The sequence below is a fragment of the Kitasatospora sp. NPDC088742 genome, from assembly GCF_055584905.1.
On record NZ_JBVJLD010000043.1, the window covers coordinates 1 to 16,113 of the forward strand.

The window sequence follows — 16,113 nt, forward strand, 5'->3', positions numbered from 1 at the left end:
GTTGACTTTTGGCACGCTGTTGAGTTCTCAAGGAACGGTCACTTCCTTCAGGCCGCCTTCCAGCGGGCCCTCCGGGCGCTTCGTTCTTTCGTGTTCTTAGCTTACCAGATGTTTTCCGCTCCGTTTTCGGCGCTTCGTTCATCCAACTCGCTTGTGTCTTCCGCGACCTGACGGCCCGTCCGACGTTCCAAACTTTAGCCGATCCCCGCTCCATAAAGCGAATCCGGCCCGATCTTCCGAATTCGCGCACGACAATTCGCACTGACCCGCGACAAGGCGCGACTCAGCTCGAAATGAGAAGTGGTGATTCAGGAGATCGGCTACCCCGGGACCGTCCGTGCAGAGCGCGCGTCCGGTTCTCCCTGTCAGGCAGCTCGGAGAACACTAGACCTCTGCCGGGGCGACGTCAATCCGGGACCGGGCGGTCCGCCGGGACCTGGAAGGCGAGGACCGCGACGTCGTCGTAGTGGTCGGTGGTGACGCCCATGGTGCGGAGCAGGCGGGCGCAGACCACCTCGGGGCTGCCGATGGCGCCGGCCAGGGTGTGGGCCAGTTGGTCGATGCCGTGGTCGATGTCCTCGTCGCGGCGTTCGACCAGGCCGTCGGTGTAGAGGACGCCGGTGGTGCCGGGGAGGAGGCGGAGGGTGTGGGAGAGGTGGGTGCCGCCTCCGGTGCCGAGTGGGGGGCCGTTCTGCTCCTCTCCTCTGAGGACGGTGCCGTCGGGGCCGCGGAGCAGGAGGGGGAGGTGGCCGGCGGAGGCGTAGACGAGGGTGGCGGGGGCCTGGTCCCAGACGGCGTAGGTGCAGGTGGCGATCTGGTTGGCGTCGATCTCCATGGCGAGGCCGTCGAGGAGGGTCATCACCTCGTGCGGGGGGAGGTCGAGGCGGGCGTAGGCGCGGACGGCGGTGCGGAGCTGGCCCATCACGGCGGCGGCGCGCAGGCCGCGGCCCATGACGTCGCCGATGACCAGGGCGGTGCGGCCGCCGCCGAGGCCGATGACGTCGTACCAGTCGCCGCCGACGGCGGCTTCGGCGCCGCCGGGTTGGTAGGTGGCGGCGACGGTGAGGCCGGCGGGCTGTTCGAGCTTCTGCGGGAGGAGGCTGCGCTGGAGGGTGACGGCGGCTTCGCGCTGGCGGCTCTCGGCCTCGCGCAGGCGGGTGGCGGCGAGGACCTGGTCGGTGACCTCGGCTGCGTAGACCAGGACGCCGACGGGGTGGCGGACCACGTCGTCGTGAGAACCGGAGCCGGAACCGGAGCCGGGGCCGGGGCCATGGCCTTCGCTCGGGGCGAGGGGTGCCGGGCCGGCGCCGACCAGGGCGGCCGAGGCCGCGGCGGCGGCGGCCGCCGGGTCGGTGCCGCCCTCGCTGCCGAGCGGGACGCAGGAGACGTTGTAGTAGCGGCTGCCGTCGAGGCCGATGATCCGGCGGGCCTTGACGCTGCGCGGGCGGCCGCTGCGCAGGGCCTGGTCCATCAGAGGGAGAACGCCGAGGCCGGCGAGTTCGGGGAGGGCCTCGACCGCGGGGAGGCCGGGCGGGCGGTCGCCGAAGAGGTCGCGGTAGGCGCGGTTGGCGTAGCCGAGCTGGTGGAGGGGGCCGTAGGTGACGGCGACCGGGGCGGGGAGGCGGCCGAGGACGTTCCGCAGGTCGTAGAGCTCGTGGATCTCGCGGAGGTCGAGCAGGGCGCCGGGCACGCCGGGCTCGCGCGGGGCGGGCAGGTTGACCGGCTCGCCGGGCGCGGGGGGCGGGGCGGGGCGCCAGGCTGCTCCGGTGAGCCTGGCGCTCCAGCGCATGAGGTTCAAGCGAGGGCCGTTCCTTCGGGGGACCAGCTCGGCGGGTCCGCGAGTCCCCGGGCGAGTTTCTGACGGATCATCACATCGTGTGCTCGGCAGGCCACTCGGCGTGATGGTCCGGACGGGCTGATCCTGTCAGGCCGGGGTGCGATTCCGGAAGTCGTACGACCATTTCGGGGTGTTTCGTCCCATCTTGTGGGACGCACTGCGGCAGGATCCGCCCCGGGCCGGTCCGTCCCGGTCACGGCTTGAAGCCCGCTTCGAACTCCGAGCGCGGGTGTTCGACGGCGCCCAGCGCGACCACTTCGCGGCTGAACAGGCCGCCGAGCAGCCAGCCGGTGAGCACCCTTATCCGCCGTTCGGCGCTGGGCAGTCCGCGCAGGTGGCGGGCGCGGTGCAGCCACCAGGCGCGGCGGCCGGTGAGCCGGCCGCCCCGGCTGGTGTGGGCGACCGCGCGGCGCAGGCCGAGCGAGGTGGAGCAGCTGACCCGGCCCGGCTGGTAGGGCGTCAGGGGACGGTCCGTCAGGGCGGCGGCCAGGTTCTCGGCCAGCAGGGTGGCCTGGGCGAAGGCGTGCTGGGCGTTGGGGGCGCAGTAGGCGGGGTGGCCGAGGCGCTCGGGTGCGGTGGGGTCGGGGACGGAGGCGCAGTCGCCGGCGGCCCAGAGCGCATCCACCGCGACTCCGTCAGGTCCGGCGGCCTGGAGGGTGGGCAGGCAGCGCACCCGGCCGTGCCGGTCGAGCGGGAGGTCGGAGTCGCGCAGCAGCGGCGCGGGGCGGACGCCGGCCGTCCAGACCAGGGTGCGGGCGCGGAAGCGACTGCCGTCGGAGAGGGCCATCAGGCCGTCGGCGGCGGAGTCCAGGGTGGTGGAGAGCCGGACGTCGATGGAGCGCTCGCGCAGTTCGGCCACGGTGTGCTCGGCGAGCTCGGGCGGCTCCTCGGGGAGGATCCGGTCGCGGGCCTCGACCAGGACCCAGCGCAGGTCCTCGGGCTGGAGGTTGTGGTAGCCCTTGGCGGCGTACCGGGCCATGTCCTCCAGTTCGGCCAGGGCGCCGACCCCGGCGTAGCCGGCGCCGACGAAGACGAAGGTCAGGGCGGACTGGCGGAGCTCCGGGTCCCGCGTCGTGGAGGCCAGGTCGAGCTGTTCCAGCACGTGGTTGCGCAGGGCGACCGCCTCGCCGACGGTGGCGAAGCCGAGGCCGTGCTCGGCGAGGCCGGGCACGGGGGCGGTGCGGGAGACCGAGCCGGGGGCCACCACCAGGACGTCGTACGGGAGTTCGGTGAGCTCGACGGCGCCGTCCCGGTCCACGGGGGTGAGCGTGACCCGGCGCTCGGCGTGCTCGATCCGGACCACCCGGGCGGTGAGCACCCGGCACTCCGTCAGCAGGCGGCGCAGCGGGACCACCACGTGGCGGGGGTCGACCGAGCCGGCCGCGACCTCGGCCAGCAGCGGCTGGTAGGTGAGGTAGGGCCGGGGCTCCACCAGAGTGATCTCGGCCCGGCCGTCCCGGAGTTCGGCCTTGAGCAGCTGTTGCAGGCGCAGCGCGGTGGCGGTTCCGGCGCAGCCGCCGCCGACGATCAGGATCCTGATGGGGCCACCTCTTTCCGGGGTGAGCGCGGGTCGACGGCCGGGGCCCGCCCGGTCGCGTCCTCCATGACGCCCTGTCGGGTGGTGTCTTGTCCACAGGCCGTACCGGATCGGGTGGTGGAAACCGGCCGAAGAGTGGACCGTCAGGTGGACCCCAGGTGGCCGGGATTTGCCGTCGTCCGGGCCTTTAGGTCCACTTCTGCCGCGAACTTCCTTGAACTATGGTCGGATTGTGCGTTGGGCCGGGCAAGGTGCCGGTCCCGTGGAGCTGTCCGACTGCAGTGGGCCCGACCGGGGAAGGTTGGTGCGGAAGTCCGCCCGATCCGGGGCGGCACCGTCCTGCTCGGGCACCGCCGTGCACCTGGGGGGTGCCCGAGCGGCCGGACTGTGTGGCGCCCGTCCGGGCGCCTTCGGGGGAGGTTGTCATGACTGATCAGGAACAACTGCTGGGGATGCCCGTGCCACTACAGGCCGAGCGGAACACGACCGGGGTGGTGCCGGAGCAGCGGGGCCCGGGCGCCCGGGAGAGCTACACCGCGCCCGACGAGCCCTCGGGCGCGGCCCGGCTGCGGGTGGACGCCCGGCGGAACCTGGAGAGCGTGCTGCGTGCCGCCCGCCAGGTCTTCGGCGAGCTCGGCTACGGGGCCCCGATGGAGGAGGTCGCCCGTCGCGCCGGGGTCGGCGTGGGCACCGTGTACCGGCGCTTCCCGAGCAAGGAGGTGCTGGTCCAGCGGATCGCCGCCGAGGAGGTGGCCTGGCTGACCGCGCAGGCCAAGGAGTCGCTGTACGGCGGCTCCGGCCCGTGGGAGGCGCTGGCCGGGTACCTCTCCCGGGCGGTCGGCTCCGGCGCCGGGCGGCTGCTGCCGCCCTCGGCGTTCCGCTACGCGGAGGAGCTGGCCACCTTCCGGGACGCGGCGGAGCCGCAGGTGCCCGAGCAGCTGCGGCGCTCCGAGGAGCCCGGGGCACAGCTGACGGAGCAGCAGTCCGCACACCGGACGGCGGAGCCGGCCGGGGACGCGGACCCGCGTCAGCTGCTCCACCTGCTGGCCGCGCTGGTGGCCCGGGCGGGTGCGGCCGGCGAGCTGCGTCCGGGGGTGACCGTCGCGGACGTGGTGCTGGTGCTCACCGCCGCCGTGCCGGTGCACGCCAGGGCGGCGCGCGAGGAGGGTGCCGAGGGCGGGGCCGGCGAGGGTCAACTCCAGGACGCTCCTTCGGAGCGGCTGTTGCAGATCCTGCTGCACGGGCTGCGCGCCCGCTGAGCGGTCAACACCCGTACTGAGCAGGTGTCCTGTCGGTGGGTCCGGGCCCGGGAGGCCTTCCGGGCCCGGACCTCCGGCGGTGCCCGTACGGGTGGGTCCGGGCAGGCGCGGCTTCCCGTGCCCGCTCCGCTATGCCATTCTTTGGCCGTGGTTGGAGCCATTGTCCCGTTGCGTGCCGTTCGCCCGGCCGTGGCCGCGGCCCGCGCCGGTTCGGTGCGCCGGACGGTCACCGTGGTCCGTCGTACGGTCCGGGGGCGCACCCCGGCCCGCTGGGAGGCACGTTGAGCGCCGAGGAGCAGAACGAGCACGGCCACGGGCTCGACGCCCCCGGCCAGGTGCCGGACCAGGCGAGCGCCCCGATCCGCGAGTCGCTGCCCGGTGGCCGGGCCGCCGCGGTGCCGCCGGGCCGGGTGCCCGGGCAGGCCGCCGCGGGCCAGGGCGGGGTCACCCCGGAGGCCTTCATGGGCGTGCCCGGGGAGCCGCCGGCCCGCCCGGTGGTGCCCGCCCCGGCCGATCCGGTCGACGGTGAACGACCGCCCTCCGACGCCGAGTTGACGGCGATGGTGCGGGCCGGGGACGACACCGCGTACGAGGAGCTCTACCGGCGGCACGCCGACTCGGTGCGCCGCTACGCCCGGACCTGCTGCCGGGACAGCTTCACCGCCGAGGACCTGGCCGGCGAGGTCTTCGCCCGCACCCTGCAGGCGCTGCGGGCGGGCAAGGGGCCGGAGTTCGCGGTCCGCGCCTACCTGCTGACGGCGGTGCGCAACGTGGCCGCCGCCTGGGCCCGCAGCGAGCGCCGTGAGCAACTGGTCGACGACTTCAGCACGTTCGCCAAGACCTCGGCCGCCACCATCGACCTGGACCTGGCCGACCCGGGCGCGGACGCCTGGGCGATGGCGATGGCCGACCAGCGGATGGTGATGCAGGCCTACGCCGAACTCCCCGAGGACGACCGGGTGGTGCTCTGGCACACCGAGGTCGAGCGGGAGTCGCCGAAGACCGTCGCGGTGATGCTCGGCAAGACCGCCAACGCCACCGCCGTCCAGGCCCACCGGGCCCGGGACCGGCTCGCCGCCGCCTTCCTCCAGGCCCATGTGTCGGGCAGTCAGGCCCGGGACTGCGAGGCCTACGCCAACCGGCTCGGCGCCTACGCGCGCGGCTCGCTGCGCAAGCGCGCCTCGGCCGAGGTCGGCCGGCACGTCCAGGAGTGCGACCGCTGCACGGCCGCGTACCTGGAGCTGACCGAGATCAACACCGGTCTGCGGGCGGTCCTGCCCGGCGGTGTGCTGGTCTGGGTCGGGGCCGGGTACTTCACCGCCGCCGCGGCTGCGGTGGGGGTCGGCGCGGTCGGCGCCGGGGTGGTGGCCGGGACGGCCGCGACCGGGGGCGCCGCCGCCGGTGGTGGCAGTGGTGGTGGCGGCGGTGCCGCCGCCGTGGGTGAGGGGCTGGGGACGGCCGCCAAGGCCGGGATCGCGGCCGGGATCGCCGTGGTCGCGGCGGCGGTGGCCGCGTACGCCCTCACCGGCGCGCCCGAGCCCAGGCACCCGGCGGCCGCACCGGCCGTCTCCGCACCCGCCGTTCCGCCGCCGGCCGCACCCGCGCCCGTGGTGCCCAAGCCGGTGCCGGCACCGCCGACACCCACCCCCACGCCGGAGCCTCCGGAGGAGCCCACCCCGACGCCCGCCCGCCCGGCACCCGCTGCTCCCGTTCCGGTAGCCACGCCTGCTCCGGCGCGGCCGGCGCCCTCGCCGACCCCGACCCCGACCCCTCCGCCGGCTCCGAGCCCCACGCCCAGCCCGACGCCCCCCTCGGTGCCGACACCGACCCCGCCGGCGCCCCCGGTGGTCACCCCGCCTCCGACGCCCACCCCGCCGACGGTGCCGACCCCGACACCCGTGCCGACGCCGACCCCGACCAGGCCGACGGTCTTCGACTACTGGGCCGACGCCCTGCCGTTCACCCCGCCCGGCGGCCACCGGGACGTGCCGCCGGCCCCGTCGATCCGCCGGGGCGGCGGCTGGCTCTGGCAGCGCACCGGCCTGTGGATCGGCGGCACCCGCTACCAGCGCGGGCTGAGCACCCGGGTGCCCGCGCAGATCACGGTGGACCTGAACCGGAGCTGCACCTCGTTCCGTGCGACGGCCGGGCTGGAGGACGCCGGCCTGCGGTTCGGCGCGGTCCGGCTCTCGGTGGAGGGCGGGGACGGCACGGTGCTCTGGCGGTCCGGGCCGCTGGCGCCGGGCGACCGGGCCGTACCGGTGAACGCCGACCTCGCCGGGCAGCGCTCGTTCCGCCTGGTCGCCCGCGCGGAGTCCGGCGGCTGGGGCCTGATCGACCTGGCCAGTTGGGCCGACGCCCGGATCAGCTGTACCTGATCCGGGCGTCGGGGTGGGTCTGTTGAGCGGTCGTCAGATCGCGCAGCTGCCGTCGTCGTCGCAGACACCGACGGCGGCGGGCTGCTCGGCGGCGGTCTCGGCGGAGACCTGCTCCAGGACGCGCAGGAAGGTCTCGGCCTCCTGGCCGCCCTGGACGGCCCACTTGCCCTCGAAGACGAAGGTCGGCACGGCGGTGATGCCGAGCTCCCGGCCCTCGGCGATCTGCGCGAGGACCTCCTCGGCGCCCTCGTCCCCGGCCAGGTAGGCGGCCACCCGGTCGCGGTCCAGACCGGCGGCGGCCGCGATGTCGGTGAGCGCCGCGCGGTCACCGATGTCCACGCCGTCGCTGAAGTGCGCCTTGAGCAGGGCCTCCTTGAGCACGCCCTGCGCCTCGGGGCCGTACTCGGTCTCGGCCAGGTGCAGCAGGCGGTGACCGAGCAGGGTGTTGGCGTGCAGCGCGGTGGCGAAGTCGAAGGTGATCCCCTCGGTCCTGCCCAGCTCGGTCACCCGGGCGTCCATCGCCACGGACTGCGGGCCGTAGCGCTCGGCCAGCCACTCGCGGTGCGAGGAGGCGGTCTCGGGAGCGTCCGGCACCAGCTGGTACGGCCGGTAGACGATCTCGACACCGTCCTTGCCCTCGAAGCGGTCCAGCGCCTGCTCGAAACGACGCTTGCCGACGAAGCACCACGGGCACGCGATGTCCGACCAGATCTCGACCTTCATGACTCTCCTGCTGCTCCGGATGTTCGGGGGACGGAAAGGTGAACTATCAACCAAGCTGTCCTGATTCCCGGGCGGACGGAGCGGAGCTGTGACGGCCCTCACCGGAGCCTGAACCGCTCAGGCGGCGGGCGGGGCCGGGACCACCAGGACCGGGCAGGCGGCGTGGTGGACGGCGGCGGTGCTCACCGAACCGAGCAGCAGGCGGCTGAACCCGCCGTTGCCCCGGGTGCCGACCACCAGGGTGTGCTGGCCCCGGGTACAGCGGAGCAGCACCTCGACGACGTTGCCGAGCACCACGTGCAGGGCGAGCGGGCCCTGGAAGGGGCGGCCCCGGGTGGACTCGACGGTGGCGACGGAGCGGCGGAGGCCGTCGGCCATGCTGGCCGAGAGCCGCTCGATGCTCTCCTGCACCAGCTCGATCATCCCCGGCGGGTAGCCGGTCGGGGACGGGTTCACCACCGCCAGGACGTAGAGCGGCAGGCCGAAGAGCTCCGCCTCGCTCATCGCCCGGTCGAGCGCCCAGAGGGAGCCGTCCGAACCGTCGCACGCCGCCAGCACCCCGGGCGGATCACCGACGGGCACCTCCGCGGACACCGGCAGCACCTGGGGGTCCGTCACCTTCTCCGTGCTCGACACTCCCCCATGATGGCCCGTCAGCTGGGGAAAGCCTGGTAACCAGGCCCGGAGGGCGGCGACCCCAGGGGCGCGGGGCTCTGCTGATCTGCGGCTCCGCCGCGCGGGCGCGCAGGGGAACGGCAGCACCTGCAACTGGCTCGCCCGCCCCGACCTCGCACTGGTCCGCCTTCCGAACTCGCGCCCGCGCGGCGGAGCCGCAAATCAGCAGAGCCCCGCGCCCCCAGAGGCGTAGCCACTTCCGTTCACGCAGGGCGGGCCAAGGCTGGACGGGTCGGAGTGGGGAGGCCGGTCCAGGCGGAGCCGTGGCGGCGGGCGTGGATGCGGCGGAGCCAGAGCTCGGTGGAGACCAGTTCGGCGAGGCCGGCGACGGTGTCGGGCGGGAGGTCGGTGGCCCGGGGGCCCAGGGTGGCGAGGGCGGTCTGGACGGCGGGGAGGTCGATCAGGCCGGCCTCGGCGAGGAGCGGGGCGCGGAAGAGTTCGGCGAGGCCGTCCGCGGCCAGGTGGAGCCCGGCCAGGTCGGCGGCGGTCCGGTCCGGGCGGGGGCCCCAGTCGGGGGGCAGGTCGGTGGGGGTGGCGCCGGCCAGGACGGCGCGGAGCAGGGCGTGCCGGGCGCCCGGCTGGAGGCGGGTCTCGTCGGGGAGCAGGCGGGCGGCCCGGACCACCTGGTTGTCCAGGAAGGGGGCGTGCAGGCGCTGGCCCTGCTGTTCGGCGGCGTGCAGCAGGGTGCGGTACTCGGCGGCGTGCCGGTGCAGGGCCTGCCGGGCCCGGCGGGCGCCGGGCGGTTCGACGGGGGCGGGGCCGCGCGCGGCCAGCCGGAGCCGGAGGGCGACGGCGGAGAGGGCGTCGTCGGAGAGCCAGCGGGCGGCCGGGCCGGGGACGCACCAGGCCAGTTCGGCGGCCGACCGTTCGCCGGGGCCGCCCGCGGCCGCCCGGTGACGGACCGTCAGCCGGACCGCGGCGTCGTCCAGGGCCTCCGCATACCGGGCGCGGGCCAGCCGGTGGGCGGCGCGCCAGACGGTGAGGGGCGTGCGCAGGCCACCGAACGCGCTGGTGGCCGCCGCCCGTTCGGCCCCGGCCAGGGCGGCGACCGGGGCGGCCAGCCGCCGGGACCGGCCGGCCCTGACCAGGTCCGCCAGCCGGGCCGGGTGGCCGTCCAGCACCTGGCGGGCGCCGTAGCCGGTGAGGTGGTCGGCGCCGCCCGCCTCGAAACGGTGGCCCAGCCGGGCGACGGCGACCAGGGCGGTGCCGGGTTCGTCGGTGAGCGGCCCGGGCGGCATCCCGCCGGCCCCGGACAGCCCGGCCAGCTCCGCGTACGGGAGCGGTGAGGGGACCATCAGCCGCCGCAGCCGGGGCAGTTCCGGCTCGGCCCCGGGCGGGACATCCTCGGGGAGGGTCACCGCGGTGAGGCGTTCGGGCCCGGCCGGACCCGGCCGGGGGCCCGTGGGGCGGGCCCAGGAGCCCTTCACCGCACCGTTCCTGGGCACGGGGGCCTCGTCCTGCTCGGACTTCGAGAGGCCCTCCGAAGCAGGGGCCGGGGCGATCGGCACGGCGGCGGCCAGCAGGGCCACGGTCGCCGAGCCGGTGCCGTACGAGAGGTCCGCCCCGAGCCGGGGACGACCGGTACCGCCCCGGGAGGCGCGGACCCGGCAGCGGACCGACTCCAGCAGCGCGCGGGTCAACTCCCGCACCGCGGGCGCCTCCTCGCGCTGGGCCGGTGCGCCGCTCTGCTCCGGCTCGTAACCGGAGACGTGCGCCCTGCCGTTGCGGATACCGAGCAGATGGCCGGGCGGCACCCGCCGCACCCCCCGGTACGGGGTGGACTCGCCGAGCGCCTCGGGCGACTCCGGGCAGGCCAGCCGGGCCGCGAGGTGGCCGGTGTCGAGCGGGGCCCCCACCAGGTCGGCCAGCGGGAGGGCGGCCGTGGCGTAGGCGGTGCCGCCGTCGTACGGGGTCTGGAAGACCGGCAGGACGCCGGCCAGGTCGGTGAGCAGCACGGTGGAGCGGGGGCCGGTGCGGAGCACCGCCGTGTAGCTGCCGGGCCAGGTGGTGAGGTGGCGGACGGCGCCGCCGCGGGCGGTGGCGAGGCCGGCGGCGAGTTCGGCGTCGGAAGCGCCGCAGCGGCCGAGGACGGCGAGGTGGACGGTGCCGGGCGGCTCCGTCGCGGGGCCGCTCGGCGGCGGACCGGTGGTGACCACGGCCCGGGCCCCGGGGCGCAGCGTCACCAGGCGGATCTCGTCCGCGCGCCAGTCACCCACCGCCCAGAGCGGACTGACGCCGGGCCAGAGCACGGTGGCGGCGATCGGGCGCGCCTCGCCCAGCCCCGGCCCGGGCGCGCTCCCGCACCACCCCGTGAGCCACCGCATCGCGCCTCCCGCCAGCCCGAAGCCTCCGGAGGCCATCGTGCCACCATCTCCCCACGGGATCACGGGACTTACGCCAGTAGACAGACCGTCAGGAACGACGCGCCCGCAGGGCACCGACCCCAGGGCAGCGACCCCAGGGGCGCGGGGAACTGCGCGGGTACGGAAGGCGGACCAGCGTGAGATCGGGGCAAGCGAGCCAGTTGCAGCACGTGCCGTTCCCCGCGCCCCTGGGTCGCTGCGCTGCCGGGCCTTCGCGGTTCACACGGGGCGGACCGGGCCTTCCCCTCCGGGGCCCGGGCCGCCCGTGCGGAGGGTGTGTTGGCATGGGCATCGCGGAATGGCCGAAATGCGTCACCCAGCCCGGGAGGGCATCCGCATGCCCTCCCGGACCCCACCCCCGCCCGCGGGGATGTTGGCGGAGGTGTCCCCCGGCCCGCCGGGTCCTCGACGACGGGCCGACCCACAGCACCCAGCGAATCGCCGACCAGCCCATCGGGCCAGGGGGCACAGCCGGGCGCACGTCTGCACCCGACCGGAGCACGCCCGTCCGGCGCGACCCCGGCGAGGCCGCGGCGCCCGCGCACCACCCCCCTGCGCGACCCGTAGAGCGGCACGCGATCCCGCCATCCGGAATCCGGACTATTAACCCTCGGAACCCGTACGACTACGCTAGGTGGTGCAAGCAGTGGCTCGCGCCGGAAGCCGTCGGCGGGCACGCCACCCCATCCGCCACCCACCCACGGCCTCCGCGCCGTTCACGATCAAGCCACCGTGCACGGGCGCGCTCAATCCGCAGACCCGCCGCACCGCGCCAGGGGGTGCCGCAGCCACCATGACCGCCAGTTCACGAGGGCCGAACGAACGGCTCGGCACGCTCCTCACCGTGGCCCAGATCAGCAATGCCGGCCTCGCCAGAAGGGTCAACGACCTGGGCGCGCAGCGGGGTCTGACGCTCCGTTACGACAAGACCTCGGTGGCCCGCTGGGTCAGCAAGGGCATGATCCCGCAGGGTCCGGTGCCGCACCTGATCGCCACCGCGATCGGCTCCAAGCTGGGCCGTCCGGTGCCGCTGGACGAGATCGGGCTGGGCGACACCGACCCGGCGCCGGAGCTCGGCCTGGCGTTCCCGCGTGACGTACCGGAGGCGGTCCGCTCGGCGACCGACCTGTGGCGGGTGGACCTGGAGCTGCGCCGGGGCCCCGGTGGCGGGCGGTGGAGCGACAGCCTGGCCGGGACCTTCTCGGTCTCGGCGTACGCGACGCCGGTCTCCCGCTGGCTGATCACCCCGGCCGACGGTTCGGTGGCCCGGGAGGCCGGGGTGGCCGATCCGTCCGGGTACCGGGTGGGGCACTCGGACGCGGCCAAGCTGCGCGAGGCGGCCCAGGAGGCCCGGCGCTGGGACTCCAAGTACGGCGGCGGGGACTGGCGTTCCTCGATGGTGCCGGAGTGCCTGCGGGTGGAGGCGGCGCCGCTGCTGCTCGGCTCGTACAGCGACGCGGTGGGCCGGGCGCTGTTCGGCGCGACGGCCGAACTGACCCGGCTGGCCGGGTGGATGGCCTTCGACACCGGCCAGCACGAGGCTGCCCAGCGGTACTACATCCAGGCGCTGCGGCTGGCCCGGGCCGCCGCCGACGTACCGCTCGGCGGCTACGTGCTGGCCTCGATGAGCCTCCAGGCCTGTTACCGCGGCTTCGCCGAGGAGGCCGTGGACCTCGCCCAGGCCGCGCTGGAGCGCAACCGGGGGCTGGCCACCGCGCGCACCATGAGCTTCTTCCACCTGGTGGAGGCCCGCGCCCACGCCCGTAACGGGAACGCGGCCGCCTGCGCCGGGGCGCTCTCCGCCGCCGAGAGCGCCCTGGAGCGCGCGCGGGCGGGCGACTCCGATCCGGCCTGGATCGACTTCTACGCCTACGACCGGCTGGCCGCCGACGCCGCCGAGTGCTTCCGGGACCTCGGGGAGCTGTCCAAGGTCCGCCAGTTCACCCGGGAGGCGCTGGCCCGGCCGACCGAGGGGTTCGTCCGCTCGCACGGCTTACGCCTGATCGTCTCCGCGATGGCCGAGGCCGAGGCCGGCGACCTGGACGCGGCGGTGGCCGCGGGCGAGCGCGCGGTCGACGTGGCCGGCCGGATCTCCTCCCAGCGCAGCCGGGAGTACGTCCTGGAGCTGCTCCGCCGTCTGGAGCCGCACCAGGAGGAACGCCGGGTCCGCGAGCTCACCGAACGGGCCCGCCTGATGCTGGTCGCCCCCGCGTAAATCCGGATGCCCCCACCTCGGGCGCCCGGCTAGTCTCGTCCTCGTCCAGGTGCGCAGGTGGGGGCTACTTCGGATCTGATGGGCGCGGGTTCGAGTCCCGCTGCCGCTCCGGCGGTGTAGCTCAGTAGGTAGAGCATCAGGCTATGCCTCCGCCGCTCTTGTCCTCTGGACGCTCTCGTCACGTCGGGGTGCCCGCACCGGGCGCCCCGACGTGTTTCCGTCTCCGGCCAGTGAGGGAAGTCCAGCATGTCCCGGTTCAACCTCCGGCGGCCTCCGGCGCCGCCCCGCGGTCCGGCCTCGCCGGTGACCACGACCGGGCAGCTGACGGCCAATCACAACAGCGGCACCGGCCACCTCCGGGACGCCCGCTCCGAGCTCTTCCTGCTCGCGGTGGCCAACCTGGTCGGCCAGCGCTCCTTCTACGAGCAGGCCGCCGACCGGGACGACCGCTACTCCCTGCTGGTCCGTCAGCTGGCGGTCTCCGACCCGGAGTGGACCCTCGCCCTGCTCCGCTGGCTCCGCTACGGCGCCGGGCTGCGGACCGCCGCCCTGGTCGGCGCGGCCGAGTTCACCCGGGCTCGGCTTGACGCCGGGGCGCCCGGCTACTCCCGGCAGGTGGTCGAAACCGTGCTGCGCCGGGCGGACGAGCCGGGCGAGCTGCTGGCGTACTGGACCTCCCGCTACGGCCGGGCGCTGCCCAAGCCGCTGAAGCGCGGCGTGGCCGACGCCGTCCGCCGCCTCTACACCGCCCCGGCCCTGCTCAAGTACGACACCGCCAGCAAGGGCTACCGCTTCGGCGACGTCCTGGAGTTGACCCACCCCACGCCCGATCCGGACCGGCCCGGGCAGTCCGGACTGTTCCGCTTCGCGCTGGACCGGCGGCACCACCCGGAGACCGCCGAGCCGCCCGCCGGAGACGAACTGCTGCGTAGCCACCACGAGTTGACGGCCGTTCCGGTGGAGCAGCGGCGTGCCCTGGTGACCGCTCCCGGCGGGGCCGAGCGGCTGACCGCCGCCGGGATGACCTGGGAGGCGCTGGCCGGCTGGCTGCAGGGCCCGCTGGACGCGGCGGTCTGGGAGGCCGTCATCCCGTCCATGGGGCCGATGGCCCTGGTGCGGAACCTGCGCAACTTCGACCGGGCCGGCATCGGCGAGCAGGCGGCCGCCGAGGTCGCCCGGCGGATCTCCGACCCGGTGGAGGTGCGGCGCTCCCGGCAGTTCCCGTTCCGCTACCTGGCCGCCCACCGCACCGCCTCGAAGCTCCGCTGGGGCGCCGCGCTGGAGACCGCGCTCGGCCACTCGCTGGCCAATGTGCCCGCGCTGCCCGGCCGGACGCTGGTCCTGGTGGACCGCTCGGGTTCGATGTTCGACCGGTTCAGCGAGCGGACCGAGCTCAACCGGGCCGACTCCGCCGCGCTGTTCGGCAGCGCCCTGGCGCTCCGCGCCGAGCAGGCCGACCTGGTCGAGTTCGGCTCCGGCCACCAGCGGATCGAGTACGCCCCCGGCGAGGGGGTGCTCGGCATCCTGGAGCACTTCGGCTGGCTCGGCGGCACCGAGACCGCGGCGGCCGTCCGGGACACCTACCGGGGCCACGACCGGGTGGTGATCATCACCGACGAACAGGCCGCCCCCGGCAACGCACTCGCCCCCGTCCCGGCCGAAGTCCCGGTCTACACCTGGAACCTGGCCGGCTACGCCACCGGTCACGGCCCCTCGGGCGGCGCCGCCCGGCACGTCTTCGGCGGCCTCGGCGACTCCGCCTTCCGGCTGATCCCGCTCTTGGAGCGAGGCCAGGACACCGGCTGGCCCTGGGAGTAGGTTGACTGCTCGTCGGCAACGGGCCGGGACCGAGGGGCGGGTTCATGAGCGAGAAGTACGACGTCGTGGTGGTGGGCGGGGGAATCGTCGGGCTCTCCACCGCGTACGCGCTGACCGTCGCCCGGCCGGGCGTGCGGGTCGCGCTGCTGGAGAAGGAGCCGGAGTTCGCCGCCCACCAGACCGGGCGCAACAGCGGCGTCATCCACAGCGGCGTCTACTACAAGCCCGGCTCCCTGAAGGCCCGTTACGCCACCGAGGGCGCGAGCGCGATGGTGGAGTTCTGCCGCGAGCAGGGCATCGCGCACGAGGTCACCGGCAAGCTGATCGTCGCCACCCGGGCCGACGAACTCCCCCGGCTGGCCGCCCTGGCCGAACGCGGCCGGGCCAACGGCATCCCCGTCACCGAGCTCGACCGGGCCGGCATCGCGGAGCACGAGCCCGAGGTCACCGGCCTGGCCGGGCTGCACATCGGCACCACCGGCATCTGCGACTTCCCCGCCGTCGCCCGCCGCTACGCCGAACTGGCCGCCAAGGCCGGGGCCGAGCTGCTCACCTCCACCCCGCTCACCCTGGTGCACCGCCGGGCCGACGGCCTCACCCTGCACGCGGGCGGGCGAGAGCTGCACTGCGAGGTGCTGGTCAACTGCGCCGGCCTGCACAGCGACCGGATCGCCCGGCTGGCCGGGGACGACCCCGGGGTGCGGATCGTGCCGTTCCGCGGCGAGTACTACGAACTCACCGAGCAGCGGCGGTCGTTGGTCCGGGGGCTGGTCTACCCGGTGCCGGACCCGGCCTTCCCCTTCCTCGGCGTCCACCTGACCCGGGGCGTCCACGGGGACGTCCACGTCGGCCCGAACGCCGTCCCGGCGCTGGCCCGCGAGGGCTACGACTGGCGCACCGTCAGCCTCCCCGACCTAGCCGAGACGGCCCGCTTCCCCGGCACCTGGAAGATCGCCCGACGGCACTGGCGCTACGAACTCGGCGAGCTCCACCGCTCCCTCTCCAAGCGCGCCTTCACCACCGCCGTGCAGCGGCTCCTCCCCGCCGTCACCGCCGCCGACCTGGTCCCCGCCACCGCCGGTGTCCGCGCCCAGGCCGTCGCCCCGGACGGCACCCTCCTCGACGACTTCGCCTTCGCCGGCTCCAGCCGCACCGTCCACGTCCTGAACGCCCCCTCCCCGGCTGCGACCGCTTCGCTCCCCATCGGCCGCGAAATCGCCGCACGGGCACTGTCCGCACTGGGCTGACGCCCGGAGGGCAGCGACCTCAGGGGCGCGAGGAACTGCGCGCAGGGGAACGGCAACACGT

Annotated in this window: 9 protein-coding genes and 1 pseudogene; 5 read left to right on the forward strand and 5 right to left on the reverse strand. The window is 75.3% G+C overall.

All coding sequences use genetic code 11. From position 1 onward, the window contains the following. Positions 1-427: 427 nt before the first annotated feature. A pseudogene (locus ACZ6ZR_RS28150) lies at positions 428-1,798 on the reverse strand (PP2C family protein-serine/threonine phosphatase); the annotation flags it as partial. Between the two features lie 232 nt (positions 1,799-2,030). Next, positions 2,031-3,377 (reverse strand): NAD(P)/FAD-dependent oxidoreductase, encoded by a 1,347-nt coding sequence (locus ACZ6ZR_RS28155; protein WP_465647073.1) that lies wholly within the window; start codon positions 3,375-3,377, stop codon positions 2,031-2,033. Between the two features lie 422 nt (positions 3,378-3,799). On the opposite strand from ACZ6ZR_RS28155, the gene ACZ6ZR_RS28160 reads away from it, so the two are divergent. Then, positions 3,800-4,633, forward strand: a complete 834-nt coding sequence (locus ACZ6ZR_RS28160; RefSeq protein ID WP_465646947.1) for a TetR/AcrR family transcriptional regulator — start codon at positions 3,800-3,802, stop codon at positions 4,631-4,633. Positions 4,634-4,914: 281 nt separating this feature from the next. Next, on the forward strand, positions 4,915-7,011 hold the full coding sequence (locus tag ACZ6ZR_RS28165; protein ID WP_465646949.1) for a sigma-70 family RNA polymerase sigma factor: 2,097 nt from the start codon (positions 4,915-4,917) through the stop codon (positions 7,009-7,011). Between the two features lie 33 nt (positions 7,012-7,044). Here ACZ6ZR_RS28165 and ACZ6ZR_RS28170 read toward each other — a convergent pair whose 3' ends face one another. The 3 genes from ACZ6ZR_RS28170 to ACZ6ZR_RS28180 all read right to left on the reverse strand — a co-directional run bounded on the left by ACZ6ZR_RS28170 (position 7,045) and on the right by ACZ6ZR_RS28180 (position 10,733). Further along, positions 7,045-7,734 carry a DsbA family oxidoreductase gene (locus ACZ6ZR_RS28170; protein WP_465646951.1) on the reverse strand — a complete coding sequence of 230 codons (690 nt, stop codon included), beginning with the start codon at positions 7,732-7,734 and terminating at the stop codon, positions 7,045-7,047. A 117-nt stretch (positions 7,735-7,851) separates the two neighbouring features. Then, entirely contained in the window at positions 7,852-8,370 is a 519-nt protein-coding gene (locus ACZ6ZR_RS28175) for a universal stress protein (protein ID WP_465646953.1), read from the reverse strand. 242 nt (positions 8,371-8,612) lie between these two features. After that, complete coding sequence (locus ACZ6ZR_RS28180; RefSeq protein WP_465646955.1) at positions 8,613-10,733, reverse strand: asparagine synthase-related protein; 2,121 nt, start codon at positions 10,731-10,733, stop codon at positions 8,613-8,615. A gap of 832 nt (positions 10,734-11,565) precedes the next feature. Between ACZ6ZR_RS28180 and ACZ6ZR_RS28185 the strand changes: the two genes are divergently transcribed. The 3 genes from ACZ6ZR_RS28185 to lhgO all read left to right on the forward strand — a co-directional run bounded on the left by ACZ6ZR_RS28185 (position 11,566) and on the right by lhgO (position 16,052). Next, on the forward strand, positions 11,566-12,987 hold the full coding sequence (locus ACZ6ZR_RS28185) for an MFS transporter (RefSeq protein WP_380150558.1): 1,422 nt from the start codon (positions 11,566-11,568) through the stop codon (positions 12,985-12,987). 246 nt (positions 12,988-13,233) lie between these two features. Further along, positions 13,234-14,805: a TROVE domain-containing protein gene (locus tag ACZ6ZR_RS28190; protein ID WP_465646957.1), complete on the forward strand. Its 1,572-nt coding sequence runs from the start codon at positions 13,234-13,236 to the stop codon at positions 14,803-14,805. 44 nt (positions 14,806-14,849) lie between these two features. Then, complete coding sequence (lhgO, locus tag ACZ6ZR_RS28195; protein WP_465646959.1) at positions 14,850-16,052, forward strand: L-2-hydroxyglutarate oxidase; 1,203 nt, start codon at positions 14,850-14,852, stop codon at positions 16,050-16,052. Positions 16,053-16,113 lie beyond the last annotated feature (61 nt).

Excerpts from the sequence above, each read along its gene's own strand:
- lhgO (WP_465646959.1), top strand. The coding sequence starts at position 14,850 with ATGAGCGAGAAGTACGACGTCGTGGTGGTGGGCGGGGGAATCGTCGGG.
- ACZ6ZR_RS28170 (WP_465646951.1), bottom strand. The coding sequence starts at position 7,734 with ATGAAGGTCGAGATCTGGTCGGACATCGCGTGCCCGTGGTGCTTCGTC.
- ACZ6ZR_RS28180 (WP_465646955.1), bottom strand. The coding sequence starts at position 10,733 with ATGCGGTGGCTCACGGGGTGGTGCGGGAGCGCGCCCGGGCCGGGGCTG.
- ACZ6ZR_RS28190 (WP_465646957.1), top strand. The coding sequence starts at position 13,234 with ATGTCCCGGTTCAACCTCCGGCGGCCTCCGGCGCCGCCCCGCGGTCCG.
- ACZ6ZR_RS28160 (WP_465646947.1), top strand. The coding sequence starts at position 3,800 with ATGACTGATCAGGAACAACTGCTGGGGATGCCCGTGCCACTACAGGCC.
- ACZ6ZR_RS28185 (WP_380150558.1), top strand. The coding sequence starts at position 11,566 with ATGACCGCCAGTTCACGAGGGCCGAACGAACGGCTCGGCACGCTCCTC.